This window comes from Luteibacter sp. KNZ12-1A (assembly GCF_056755675.1).
Window position 1 is genome coordinate 1 of the sequence record NZ_JBPGXU010000110.1, and the last position, 12,538, is coordinate 12,538.

Below are 12,538 nucleotides of genomic sequence, written 5' to 3' on the forward strand. Positions count from 1 at the left end.
AGATGTGTATAAGAGACAGGCTCCCACAACCTCTCCGGGCGGTCATGCTCTCCGGGCGGTCATGTGGGAGCCGCTTCAGCGGCGATCCGACCGCCGCACGCGCCTCTCCACCGCAGCCAGCGCCGCGTCCACCGTCAACGCCAGCACGCCCACCAGCAAGGCCCCCTGCACCACGTAGGCGGGATTGTTGCCCACCAGTCCCTCGACGATCGGTGAACCGAGTGTCGTGGCACCGACCGCCGAACCGATCGTCGCCGTGCCGACACTGATGATGGCCGAAAGACGAATGCCCGCCATGATCGGTCCCGCCGCCAGCGGCAGCTCCACGTCGAGCAAGCGGCGCCAGCGGCCATAGCCCATGCCATCGGCCGCGTGCAACGCCGCAGCCGGAACCTGGTCCAGGCCCGCCACGGCCTGTCCCAGCACCGGCAACACGCCATACAGCACCAGCGCGAACAAGGTCGGCGCGGCGCCGAAGCCGAGCAGCGGTACGGCGATCGCCAGCACGGCCACCGGCGGGAAGGTCTGTCCGATCACCGCCACCGCGCGAACCGTCGGCAGCAACGATCGGCCAAGCGGGCGCGTGGCGAGGATGCCGAGTGACAGGCCGATCGCCACCGCGGCCAGCGTCGCTGCCAGCACGAGCGAGAGGTGGGCGAGCGTCAGCACGAGGAATGACGTTCGCGTGTACAGCGGATGTGGCAGCGACGGCTGCCATGCATGGAACAGGGGCCCCGCATGCGGCAGCGCCAGCAAGAGCAGGACGAGCGCGGCGAAGGTAATGGCCAGCTTCATGCCCGCGACACGAGATCGGTCAGCACGATCGCACCGACATGCTCGCCTCCCTCGCGCACGGGCAGGCGGTCGCGGCCCTGCGCCAGCATGGCACCCAACGCGTCCTGCAACGATGCCGCCGCATCGACGGGCTCGCCCTCCGCGTGTTCGCCGCCACGCATATTGTCGCGCACGGTGCGTACCGCCAGTTCGCGCAAACGCGCCCGCGTACCGCCGACGAAATCCCGCACGCGCTCATCGGCCGGGTGGCGAAGGAAAGCAAGCGGCGCGCCGACCTGGATCAGCTTTCCATCCAGCATGAGGCCCACCCGGTCGCCAAGGCCGAAGGCCTCGTCCATGTCATGGGTGACGAACAGGATCGTGGTGCCCGTTTCGCGCTGGATCGCCTTGAGGCTGGCCTGCAAGGATTCGCGCGTCAGCGGGTCCAGCGCGCCGAACGGCTCGTCCATCAGCACGATGCGCGGGCGCGCGGCAAGTGCGCGCGCCACGCCGACGCGCTGCTGCTGGCCACCCGACAAGGTGTGCGGATAGCGATCGGCGATACCCGGTTCGTCCAGCCGGAGCAGGTCGATCAACTCGGCCACCCGCGCACGGATCGCGTCCACGGGCCAATGCAGGAGGCGCGGCACCGTCGCGATGTTCTCGGCCACGGTACGGTGGGGAAAGAGGCCGACCGACTGGATGGCGTAGCCGATGCCGCGACGCAGTGTTTCCACGTCGCGCGTCAGGACATCCTCGCCATCGACGCGCACCGTGCCCGCGTCGACGTGGACCAGCCGGTTCGCCGTGCGCAACAGCGTCGACTTGCCCGAGCCGGACGGGCCGACCAGGACGAAGAATTCGCCATCGTCGATGCGCAACGAGAGATCGTCGATCACCCTGCGGTCACCGAAGCACTTCCGGACGTGCTCGAACTCGATCATGCGCGACGCTCCGTGAGGGCGAGCAGGCCCTGGAAGACGAGATCCACGGCCAGGGCCAGGACAAGGATGGCCAGCGTGCCCAGCAGCACCATGTCGGTCGCTCCCTGCCCTATGCCGAGGAAGACGAAACGGCCGAGTCCCCCGGCACCGATCAGGGCGGCGACCGCCGCGAGGCCGATCGTCTGCACGGCGACGACGCGCAGGCCGGCGAGCAACACCGGCCAGCCAAGCGGCAGCTGCACGCGAACGAGCACCTGCGCACGGCTCATGCCGATTCCACGGGCCGCCTCGCGCGCGTCGGCGGGCACGGCGTCCAGTCCGGCGGCGGTGTAGCGCACCACGGGCAGCAAGGCATACAGCAGCAAGGCGAATACCGCGGGGGCCGCACCGGTACCGCCGAAACCGAGCGAACCGAGCGCGGGCCACGCGCGCGCCAGCCATGCGAACGGCCCGATCAGCAACGCGAACAGCGCGAGCGACGGCACGGTCTGCAGGAAGGCGAGCACGCCGACGAGCACGCCATCGCTCCGTCGCCCGCGCCACACCCACCACCCAAGGGGAACGCCGGTCAACAAGGCGAGCACCAGGGTTATCGCACTGAGGCGCAGGTGACCGGCCAAGGCCTCGGCGAAAGGCGCGCGCTGCGCGTGCCATTCGCGCAGCAGGGCAAGCCCGTCGAGCACGCCGATGGCGCCCTGGACCAGGATGAGCGCCAGCGCCGCGAGCCACGCGGCCACCTGCACGCCCACGGGCAGGTCGCGCAGGCGATCGAGCAGCAGGAGGGCGGCGGCGAGCCACATGAGCCAGAAGCCGGCACCGAGTTGCACGCGGGTCGACGGGGCGGCATGGACGAGGATCAGCTGCGCATCGAGCCCGGCGAGCAGCGGCAGGCCCACCACGGCGAGCCAGGCGATGGAGGTTGCGACGAAGCGATGTCGCGGGACCTGGAACACGGCACAAGCCATCACCGTGGACCACGCGCCGATCCACAGCCAGGAATGCGGGTTGAACGCCTGCCCGGCGAGCAACCGGTTCGGCGCGACATGAAGGAACGCCGCGAGCCCCGCCGCCAGCAGGCCGATCGCGGAAAGCACGATAACCGGCAACGCCGCGAGCGGTTCCGGATGCTTCATTTCAGCAATCCGTGGGAACGCAGGTAATCCGCCGCCACCGTCGCGGCATCCTCGCCGTCGATCTGCGTGCGCGCGTTGAGCTTGCGCAGCACGTCGAGGGTCAGTGGCCGGAACGCGGCCTCCAGTGCGGGCCGCATCGCGGGGTAACGCTTCAGCGCATCCTCGCGCACGACGGGTGCGGGCTGGTACACCATCTCCACGTGCTTCGGGTCTTCCAACACCACCAACCCTGTCACCGCGATCGCGCCGTCGGTGGAATAGACCATGCTCGCGTTCACCCCCGAGGTACCTTCCGCCGCCGCCTTGATCGTCGCCGAGGTATCCCCGGCGGCAAGTACCAACAACTGGCTGCCACGCAGGTTGAAGCCATAGGCCGCCTGGAACGCGGGCAGCGCGGCCTCGCTTTCGACGAACTCGGCCGAACCCGCGAGCAACACGTCGCCGCCACCGTTCACCCATCGCGCGAAATCGTCCAGCGTGCGCAGCCGTTCGCGCCCGGCAACGTCGCCACGGACACCGATGGCCCAATGGTTGTCGGCCGGCGCGGGCGCCAGCCAGACGAGCTTGTTCGCCGCACGGTCGAGCGACGCGGCCAACGCATGCGCCTTGCCCGCATCGCGGAAGGCCGGGTCGGCCTCGCGGTGGAAGAAGAACGCGGCATTGCCGGTGTATTCCGGATAGATGTCCAGGTCGCCGTTGAGCAAGGCGCGGCGGACGATCGAGGTCGGCCCCAGCTGCGTATGATCCACCGCGGGCACGCCCTCGTGGCGCAGCACCTGCAACACGATCTGGCCAAGCAACGCACCTTCGTTATCGGCCTTGGAGCCGACCCGCAGCGGTGCCTGCGCGTTCGCGGCGCAGGCGAGCAAGGCCAGGAGCACGACAAGAAGGCGGCGCAACGGTCAGCGTCCCAGCCGGTCGGCGAAGGCTCGCTTGAAGGCATCGTCTATCGGCGTGGCATCGACGCTCGCGGCGAGCCCGGCGAAGCGCTTTTCGAACGCGCGCACGGCGGCCGAGAAACGCTCCGGCCTGTCCTCGTCGCCGCCTTCGTCCACGGCATAGGCCAACACGCGGGCCGCCTGGCCGGCCAGGTCGACATCGTCGGGCAACGCGGAGATGTCGCCCCACACCTGCTTGAGGTACCGCACCGCGTCGGCGGCACGGCGCATGCGATGCAGCAGCCCGTCCGGCGCGGTGTGTTCGGGCGCGAAACGAGCTACGACATCCTGTGCTTCATCCACCGAAACCGGTCCCAGGTCCACCCGGATGCACAGCCACGCCGCGTCGAACAGCCATGAGCGTGGTTTCGGCTCCGCGCTGTAAGGGAGCGCCTCGCCATTGACCTCGACACTTTCGGGCATGCCCGCATCGAGGAACTCCACCACGTACGCACGCTTCGCCGGGCGTCCCTTGTACCGTCCCTCCATGCGATCGATATGCACCCGGTGCGCGCGGTCGCCGTGCCGGTTGCGCACGCAGGTGCGGGCGAACTCGCCACGCTGGTAACCCTGGCTCGTGCCGTCGTCGTCGTAGAGTTCGGCGGTGCCCTGGGAACCGGGAAAGACCTGCAGGATCAGCGCATCGGGGACAGTGGCAAGGTCGCGCATGCCTTCCGGATAAAGCGGGATGACGCTGCCCGGGCGCACGAAGATCGGGATTTCCTCCAGCGTGTACGAGCGTTCCACCATCCCACCTCCGTCGAAGGCTTCCGCGCCATCACGGCTGTACCACTTGCCCGGCGGGAGCCAGACGGGGAACGGTGCGGTCCCGTCGATGCCGGCCGGCGTGGTCACGGGGGCCACGAGGATGTCGTCGCCGAACATGTACTGCCCGGGGTGTGCGTAGGCCTCCTCGTGTTCCGGCCAGTGGTAGTACATGGGCCGGACGATCGACACGCCGGTGTCGTAGGCCTGTCGCGCGGCGGCGTAGATATACGGGGCGAGCTGGTAGCGCAGGCGGATCGCCGCGAAGACCGCATCGCCGTAGGGCGGCCCGAAATGCCAGGGCTCCTTGTGCAGGCTCGCTTCCTTCGCCGAATGCGTGCGCAGGACGGGGCTGAACACCCCCAGTTGCATCCAGCGTGCGTAGAGTTCCGGTTCGAGGTGCCGCTCCGCCCGCGGGATGTGCTTGTGGAAGGTGTGCCCACCGATGTCGTGGCTCCAGTATCCATAGAGCACGTTGGACGCCATCGCGGTGAAATGGGGCTGGTAGGCGAGCGATGTCCAGGAGATGACGCTGTCACCGGAGAACCCGATCGGATAACGGTGGTTACCCAGGCCACCCCAGCGGTGGTAGATGAGGCCGCGGCGGTCGCCGTCGCGCTGCATCTCGGTGAAGAACACATGGTTGAGCCACCAGGTGTTCGACAAGCCGGGGTGCGCCTTCGATTCGGGCCACTGTTGCCAGTCCAGCCACCAGAAATCCACGCCTTGCGCTTCCAGCGGCTTCAGGATCGTGTCGAACAAGGCGCGCATGTACGGCTGCGAGGTGCCCTCGAACGGAATGGGCGCCTGAGTGGAGGTGTCCCACGACAAGGCCTTCGCCATCGCTTCGTAGTTTTCCTCGTGCGGCATGACGCCCGACGCAGGGTGCAGGTTGAGCGTCACGCGAAGGCTCTGGCCATGGGCCCAGCGCATGAAGGCGCCCGGCTCGGGGAACAGGCTGCGATTGAAGGTGTAGCCGGTCCAGCCCGATGCCTCGCCGAAGACATCCTTTTGCTCATGCCCGGGACGCAACGAGAGGCCGGGCGTGGTGTGCCAGTCCATGTCCAGCACGAGCACGTCGAGCGGAATGCGTTCCTTCTCGAAACGCGCACCGAGCGTGCGCAGTTCTTCGTCGGAATAGTTCCAGTAGCGCGACCACCAGTAGCCGAAGACGAAACGCGGCGGGACCGGTTGCGGGCCGGCGATCGCCGCGAAATCCGCTAGCGCGGCGAGGTAATCGCGGCCATAGCCGAAGAAGTACAGGTCCTGGCGATCGCCTGCGGGACGATCCTCCACCCAGCCGTCGTCGTCGAGGCCGAACCCCTGGGTGTCGTCGACGACGTGCCAGCCATCGCGTGCGATCAGCCCGTCCTCCAGCGGCAGCGTGCTGCCGTCCTGCCAGGTGTCGCCGTCGTAGCGGTCGAGCGTGCGGTAGGTTCCGCCGAGGTTGAACTTCTGGGCGTCGCCCGGGTTCCATGTGACCGGCCCATCCTCGCGACGAACCAGGATCGCGAGGTTGCCGGCGGCGAAGCGGCCGGTTCCCTTCTCGTAGCGCAGCCGCAACGTGCCTGTGTCGATCTCGATGAATCGATCGTCCTCGGCCAGTCCGAACGGTGGCACGTCGAGCGCGCGATGCACGACCACCTGGGTCCGCCCATCGCGGAAGCGTCCCTCGGCGCTCCATTCCAGGCGGACGAGCCGCGGTGTCAGCACGGTGAAGCGGATATCGCCCCGCTCGACGATGGCCTCGGGCCGGGCGGCGGCCCCCGTGGAAGGGCGGCTGTCTGTCGTGGCTTCCATGGGTGGCGTCACCCCTTTGCGAACCGGAGGTGGACCATTATGACGCGTCGCCGCATCCCGCGTCGGTGAAGGGCGGTTCGTTACCCGCGAACCGGACGCAGCATGCGACAGAGCCCCACGATGGGCCGGTGCGGTCCACAGGGATCGGTGTTCCAGGGATAGCCGCGGTGCGTGGAAGCCATGTCGTCGAATGACGGCCGGCCCGGTCCCGCCGCGGAACCGCTTGCCAGCGAGACGGCCAGCCCCGCGACAAGAGCGATGTATCTGACAGTGGTGCGCATCGGCCAGTCCCCCCCTGTGTCGACTCCGACGTTATGCCGCGGAACGTGACGGGACAATAGACCGAACGGCAGGGCCTGTCGCATCGCCGACCGGCGTCACGCCCTGGCCCGCCCCACGGAGCGCACGGGCGAAGCGGCCCGGTCGCGATCGGGGCCGATGACGAGGCACTGCTCGGCCAACGCCGCGACGCCGGCGCGATGCGAGACCACCACCAGGATCGTATGCGGCAGGCGCCGCTTCATCGCCGCCAGCACGGCCCGCTCCGATGCCGTATCCAACGCGCTGGTCGCCTCGTCGAGCACGGCGAGGACAGGCTGGCGGAGGATCACCTGGGCCAGCAGGAGGCGTTGCAGTTCTCCGCCGGAGAGTCGGCTCGACGCGTCGGCCAGCGAGGTATCCAGGCCCGCGCCGGCGAGGCGGCGATCGAGCCCCACGTCGGCCAGCGCCTCACGCAGTGACCCGTCGGTGGCCAAGGGCGCCGCCCAACGCAGGCACTCGCGCACGGTGTGTTGCCAGGGACGAACGCTCTGGCTGACATAGGCACCGTTCGAGACGAGCTGTCGATAGGCGTCGAAGTCGAGGACCTCGCTGCCCAGCCGCGCGACGAACGCATCCGGACGCGCCATGCCGGCCAGTACGTCGACCAGACTGCTCTTGCCGATGCCCGAGTCGCCGGAAACGAGGGTGAGTTCGCCCGGCACCAGGTCAAGGTCGCATACATGGAGTCCGCCCGCGGGCGGACTCACCCGCAGGCGCTCGATGCGCAGCGTGGCACCGTGCACCGCCCTCGGGGGCGTCGATGCCCGCACCTCGGTCTCCAGCCCCATGTAGCGCTGCCAGAGTTCCAGGGCCGGTGCGGCCGACTTCAGTTGCTGGAAACTCTGCCGCGTGGAGACGAGATAGGGCAGCAAGCGTCCGAGCAGGAGGCAGACGGCCATCAATGACGAGCCATCGATGCCATGCCAGCGATGGGCCAGCGCGAACACCACGGCGATCCCCAGCGCAGCCGCCAGTTCCAGCAGGAGACGGCCCGAGGCGATCAGTTCCAGCTGCCGTGCATAACCCTCGCAAAGCTGCGCGGCCACGTCGCCATAGCTCGCCTTCTCCGCGTCCTCGCGTCCATAGGAACGCACGTGGCGCAAGCGTCGCGGGAAATCCTCGCTATGCCAGAACAGCCGTGTCATGTCCGCCACATAGGCGCGGCTCACTTCCGATTGCTCGCGGCCGAACGCACGCGAACCGAGCAGGCCGAGAAGACCCAGCACGGGCGTGGCGAGCACCAGCACCGGCGAGACCCAGCATGCGACGGCGAGGCTCGCCGCGGCGGTCACGCCTGCGACGAGCAACTGCTGCAAGGCACTGAAACCCTGCACGACGATCTCGGTGTTATAGGTGAGCACATTCGCGATTTCCGCGGATGTCGCGTTCGCCAAGGCGGGCAGCGAGGCGTCCACCAGCCGTGCCTGCACGCGCCGGCGCAGGCCCAGCCCGTAACGTGCCGTGAGTCGCGCGCCCAGGCGGGACGCCTGCCAGCGCAGCACGGCGAACACCGCCGTCACGAGCGCGAAAGCGCCGGCCGTCGTGTCCACTCCACCGCCACGAAGAGGCAGTACAGGCAGGGGCAAGGCGTGCGACGGCTGCACCAGGGCGACCAGGAGCACCGTCGCGACGCTGCCCGCGCACGCGGATACCAACGACAACACGACATAGGCAAGCGTCGGAAGGCGGTCCCCGGATGGCAGCGAACGCAACAACGCGTGCAAGGATGGCGCCCCGGGCCGCATGCCGTCGGACATCGTCAACGCCCCGGCGTACCGGCCGCGAGCAAGGCACGCAGCGCGGCGATGGATTCCCTTGGATGGCTGCCCCGGCGCAGTTCGTATGTGCCCATTCCGCCGAGCCGATGAACGAAACGGTCCCACCCTGGCTGTGCCGCCGCATACGGCTGGTCGATCGCCAACAGCGAAGCCACGTGCTCCCACGGCAGGCGGCGCAGCAAGCGCGTGGGATCGACCGCCGTCTCGGCGCTCACGACGATGGCGCCGACCACGCGCAGGGGTGCCGGCGCCTGGTGGCCGCCACCTTCGCGCAGGTCCGCCTCGAACTTCGCCACGCCACTGCGCCGGTGGATCTCGGGCGATGTTTCGATCCAGTCGCGAACGGCCGCATCGTCGATGAAGCGCAACACGTCCCGCTTCACATGCAGGAAGTTGGCCACGCCGGTCGCCGACATGCTTTCCGGCTGCACGAAGACGCCGTCCTCGGCGAGGAAATCCATGCCGTCGAGCAAGGCATGCAAGGCCAGCGTCGACTTGCCCGCCCCGCTCGCACCGAGCAGCAGGAGACCGCGCCCTTCCTGTCCGACACATGCGCCGTGCAGCGGAACGAGGTTCAGGCCACGGGCGGCGAGCATGAAGACGGCGAATTCGATCAACTCGTAACGCACGTGGTACGGATGCGCCAGCATGTCCTGCGATACGACGACGAGGGCACGGTGTTGCGCCGGAACCAGCACCACGTAGTTCGCCTCGTCCATCATGCCGCAGAGCAGGCCGGCGCCCGCCTGTGTGCGCACCGGGGGCGGCGTGTCGCGAACGACCGCGGCCTCGCGCGGCACCACGCGCAATTCGACGCGGAATTCCGGCGACACCGTGGAGAAGCGATGCTCCGGCAAGCCACCGTATGCCGCATCCACCAGGGCGAGCAGCTCGGCACTGTCGCTTTCGAAGCGGAAGCGTCCACCAAGGATCTGCCGGCGGACGCAGACCGTGGGGCGCATGCGCTCGCCGAATGGATCCGCGACGGATACGCCTCGTGCATGGACATCGGTCGAAAACGTCATCGCCTGTCGATCTTCCCGGCCTGAAACGGTTGAGGGCGTGAGTGCGGCGCGAGCCCCGGAAGGTTGTCGATGCGCGCCATGGCGTCGACGCAACCTCGCCGGCACCGGAAGGCACCTACGCCCATCGCGGCGTCCCGGCACCGCGCTCCCCTGGTTCAGTCCGAGGCTCGTCACCGATGTTGAATATCCAGGTAGGCCATTCCTACTTCCTGCGCTACGACAGCAAGCAGTGGGAACGCGGCAAGCCCTATCCGCCACTGGCGACGATCCAGATCGCCGCGCTCTTACGCCGGATGGAACACGAGGTCACGCTGTTCGACGCGATGCTGGCGGACGGCGTGGAAGACTACGCGGCGACGCTCGATCGAGCGCGGCCCGGCCTGGTGGTCTTCTACGAGGACAATTTCAACTTCCTCACCAAGATGTGCCTTGGCCGCATGCGTGACGCGGCCTGCCGGATGATCGCCGAAGCGCGTGCGAACGGCGCCCGGGTCATCGTGGCCGGTTCCGATGCCTCGGACCACCCGGAGCCCTTCCTCGCCGCCGGCGCGGACGCGGTGCTGATCGGCGAAGGCATCGGCGCATTGATCGCGCTCGTCGATCGTCTCCAGCGCCAGCCGGACATCGATCCCACGGCATGGACGGAGGGTCTTCCCGGCGTGGCCAGCATCGCCGACGGCACGACCCGCGTCACCCGCATCGGTGCGGTGCCTCCGGACCCGCGCATCGCCGGGCAACCGGCGTGGGACCTGCTCGACATCGATCGGTACCGCGCGTTCTGGCAAGACCGACACGGCTACTTCAGCCTCAACATGGCCGCCTCCCGTGGCTGTCCGTTCCGGTGTAACTGGTGTGCGAAGCCGATCTGGGGCAACCACTACAACCAGCGGCCCGCGGAGGAAGTCGCCGCCGAGATGACCTATCTCAAGCGCACCTTCGCGCCGGATCATGTCTGGATGGCGGACGACATCTTCGGTTTCCATGTCGACTGGGTGAGCGAGTTCGCCATGCATCTGGAGGCCAGCGACGGGTCCATCCCCTTCACCATCCAGACCCGCGCCGACCTCGCCAGCGAGCGCATGACCGCCGCGCTGGCGAAAGCCGGATGCGCCGAAGCGTGGATCGGCGCCGAGAGCGGCAGCCAGCGCGTACTCGATCGCATGACGAAGGGCACGAAGGTGCCCGACCTCGTCGCCGCCCGGCGGCGTCTCGGCGCGCACGGCATCCGCGTCGGATTCTTCATCCAGTTGGGTTATCTCGGCGAACGGCTCGACGACCTGATGGCTACCCGTGAGCTGGTGGCACTGGCCGCACCCGACGACATCGGCGTGAGCGTGTCCTATCCCCTCCCTGGCACGAAGTTCTTCGAGGAAGTGAAGGCGCAGCTCGGCGCGAAGACGCATTGGGACGATAGCGCCGACCTCGCGATGATGTTTCGCGGTGCCTACGATTCCGATTTCTACCGCCAGTTCCGCAACCTGCTGCACGACCAGGTGACGCTGCAACAAGGTGCGACCGATGCGCAGGCCGAGGCGTCCCTGGCCCTGCGCTGGAACGCGTTGCTGGCTGGCGAGCGAGCGCACCGCACGGAAGCGCCGACCTTTCCTTCCCCCGTGACGTCGCAAGGCGTCGCCCTCCCCCTCGCATGAGCACGCCATGCTGCCGCCATTGAAACTCGTCAGGCACGGCCTTCGCCGGACCACGGAAACGCTGGCGGCCGAGCTCGCCCTCGCCCAGCCCGGCACCGAGATGCCGGACTGGACCGACCTCGAGTGGCGACTCGCCTCGGCCGCCGCCGTCGCCCACGGTGTCTCGCCCCTGCTCTGCCGATTCTCCACCTGGCAACGGCCCTCGTGGCGGCGTTTCCTCGTCGACCAGCGCCAGCACGTCATCCAGCGCCACGAGCGCATCGCCGCCTTGCTGCATCGTATCGATGCGGGCGCGCGCGACGCGGGATTATCGATGGTCGCGCTGAAGGGCGCCGCGCTGCATGCGCTCGGCCTGTACGTGCCGGGCGACCGGCCGATGGCCGACGTGGACCTGCTCGTGGACGAAGCCGACGCGGATGCCACGGCCCGCATGCTGCTAGCCATGGGCTACGAGGAATCGTTCGCGCAATGGAAGCACCGCGTATTCAAGCCATCGGCGGGCGACGCGGTCGCGGGCCTGGGCGAGCATCGCGATACGCCGATCAACATCGAACTGCATACCCGCATCCACGAACGCCTGCCACTGAACACGGTGGACATCACACCGGCCATTCGTCCGCGCGAAACCCGTCCCGGCATCCATCCCTACCCGTCGCCGGGCGCGTTGATGAGCCACCTGCTGCTTCACGCCGCGGGCAATATGTGCGGGCGCAGCCTGCGCCTGCTCCATCTCAACGACATCGCGCTGCTCGCCACGCGCATGCGGCCGGACGACTGGGAGGTGCTCTGGGCGGGCGAGCGTCCCTGGTGGGCGTTGCCGCCACTGGAACTCGTCGCACGCTATTACGCCGGCTCGGTGCCGAAGAACGTACTCCGGCGACTCCGTCGCGATTGCCCATTCCTGCTGCGCATGGCCTCACGCCGGCAGACGCTCACCCATGTCTCCTGCTCCAACCTCTGGCTGCATGCACTCCCCGGCGTCGAATGGTCGCGCTCGCTCGGCGAAGCCGGACGCTGCCTGAAGAACCGGCTCCGACCCACCGAGGAAAGCGTGAAGGAACGCGCCGACATGATCCGGACCCAGGTCTGGCTGCAAGGCCAGACCTGGGTCAACCTGGGCCACCGACGCCGCCTCCTGACCTGGCTCACCCGTCCGGTACCGCGCATGGATACCTTGTACGTGGTGCGCAAGGCGCTCGATGCGGTCGTGGCGGGATAAATAAAGGTTCTTCACGGAAGTCCGGGAGCGCGGTAGGCAGAGCCGTCGGCCGCCACCCTCGTCGCTCCGGTTACACCGTCGCTCGGGAAAGGATGCCGCTGTGCGGCCATGTTCGATGGCTGGCGCCCCGTCGCGCCCGTCGCGCCGGGCGGGGTTTCCGACTCGCCTTCCATGGCTCGGCGGAAACGGCCG

The 12,538-nt window shown here is 68.4% G+C and carries 10 protein-coding genes; 2 read left to right on the forward strand and 8 right to left on the reverse strand.

Going from position 1 to position 12,538, the window contains the following annotated elements; all coding sequences use genetic code 11:
* Positions 1–75: 75 nt before the first annotated feature.
* From ACR9ZJ_RS16585 to ACR9ZJ_RS16615, 7 genes are all read right to left on the reverse strand, one after another.
* A complete protein-coding gene (locus tag ACR9ZJ_RS16585) occupies positions 76–795 on the reverse strand; it encodes an ABC transporter permease (RefSeq protein ID WP_481288359.1) in 720 nt (239 codons plus the stop codon).
* On the reverse strand, positions 792–1,718 hold the full coding sequence (locus ACR9ZJ_RS16590; protein WP_481288360.1) for an ABC transporter ATP-binding protein: 927 nt from the start codon (positions 1,716–1,718) through the stop codon (positions 792–794). The genes ACR9ZJ_RS16585 and ACR9ZJ_RS16590 overlap by 4 nt, the downstream gene beginning before the upstream one ends.
* Positions 1,715–2,851, reverse strand: a complete 1,137-nt coding sequence (locus ACR9ZJ_RS16595) for an ABC transporter permease (RefSeq protein ID WP_481288361.1) — start codon at positions 2,849–2,851, stop codon at positions 1,715–1,717. The genes ACR9ZJ_RS16590 and ACR9ZJ_RS16595 overlap by 4 nt, the downstream gene beginning before the upstream one ends.
* Positions 2,848–3,750 carry a glycine betaine ABC transporter substrate-binding protein gene (locus tag ACR9ZJ_RS16600; RefSeq protein ID WP_481288362.1) on the reverse strand — a complete coding sequence of 301 codons (903 nt, stop codon included), beginning with the start codon at positions 3,748–3,750 and terminating at the stop codon, positions 2,848–2,850. Before ACR9ZJ_RS16600 ends, ACR9ZJ_RS16595 begins: the two co-directional genes overlap by 4 nt.
* A 3-nt stretch (positions 3,751–3,753) precedes the next feature.
* A complete protein-coding gene (locus tag ACR9ZJ_RS16605; RefSeq protein WP_481288363.1) occupies positions 3,754–6,354 on the reverse strand; it encodes a glycoside hydrolase family 31 protein in 2,601 nt (866 codons plus the stop codon).
* A gap of 377 nt (positions 6,355–6,731) precedes the next feature.
* Complete coding sequence (locus ACR9ZJ_RS16610; protein WP_481288364.1) at positions 6,732–8,432, reverse strand: ATP-binding cassette domain-containing protein; 1,701 nt, start codon at positions 8,430–8,432, stop codon at positions 6,732–6,734.
* Between the two features lie 2 nt (positions 8,433–8,434).
* Positions 8,435–9,478, reverse strand: a complete 1,044-nt coding sequence (locus tag ACR9ZJ_RS16615; RefSeq protein WP_481288365.1) for a serine kinase — start codon at positions 9,476–9,478, stop codon at positions 8,435–8,437.
* A 176-nt stretch (positions 9,479–9,654) separates the two neighbouring features.
* Between ACR9ZJ_RS16615 and ACR9ZJ_RS16620 the strand changes: the two genes are divergently transcribed.
* A complete protein-coding gene (locus tag ACR9ZJ_RS16620; protein ID WP_481281515.1) occupies positions 9,655–11,127 on the forward strand; it encodes a B12-binding domain-containing radical SAM protein in 1,473 nt (490 codons plus the stop codon).
* Positions 11,128–11,134: 7 nt separating this feature from the next.
* Positions 11,135–12,346 (forward strand): nucleotidyltransferase family protein, encoded by a 1,212-nt coding sequence (locus tag ACR9ZJ_RS16625; RefSeq protein WP_481288366.1) that lies wholly within the window; start codon positions 11,135–11,137, stop codon positions 12,344–12,346.
* A gap of 11 nt (positions 12,347–12,357) precedes the next feature.
* On the opposite strand, the gene ACR9ZJ_RS16630 is transcribed toward ACR9ZJ_RS16625, so the two are convergent.
* The coding region (locus tag ACR9ZJ_RS16630) for a hypothetical protein (RefSeq protein ID WP_481288367.1) at positions 12,358–12,538 on the reverse strand (181 nt) is incomplete at its 5' end.

Coding starts and splice junctions, on each gene's coding strand:
- ACR9ZJ_RS16585 (WP_481288359.1), bottom strand. CDS start 795: ATGAAGCTGGCCATTACCTTCGCCGCGCTCGTCCTGCTCTTGCTGGCG.
- ACR9ZJ_RS16590 (WP_481288360.1), bottom strand. CDS start 1,718: ATGATCGAGTTCGAGCACGTCCGGAAGTGCTTCGGTGACCGCAGGGTG.
- ACR9ZJ_RS16595 (WP_481288361.1), bottom strand. CDS start 2,851: ATGAAGCATCCGGAACCGCTCGCGGCGTTGCCGGTTATCGTGCTTTCC.
- ACR9ZJ_RS16605 (WP_481288363.1), bottom strand. CDS start 6,354: ATGGAAGCCACGACAGACAGCCGCCCTTCCACGGGGGCCGCCGCCCGG.
- ACR9ZJ_RS16610 (WP_481288364.1), bottom strand. CDS start 8,432: ATGTCCGACGGCATGCGGCCCGGGGCGCCATCCTTGCACGCGTTGTTG.
- ACR9ZJ_RS16615 (WP_481288365.1), bottom strand. CDS start 9,478: ATGACGTTTTCGACCGATGTCCATGCACGAGGCGTATCCGTCGCGGAT.
- ACR9ZJ_RS16620 (WP_481281515.1), top strand. CDS start 9,655: ATGTTGAATATCCAGGTAGGCCATTCCTACTTCCTGCGCTACGACAGC.
- ACR9ZJ_RS16625 (WP_481288366.1), top strand. CDS start 11,135: ATGCTGCCGCCATTGAAACTCGTCAGGCACGGCCTTCGCCGGACCACG.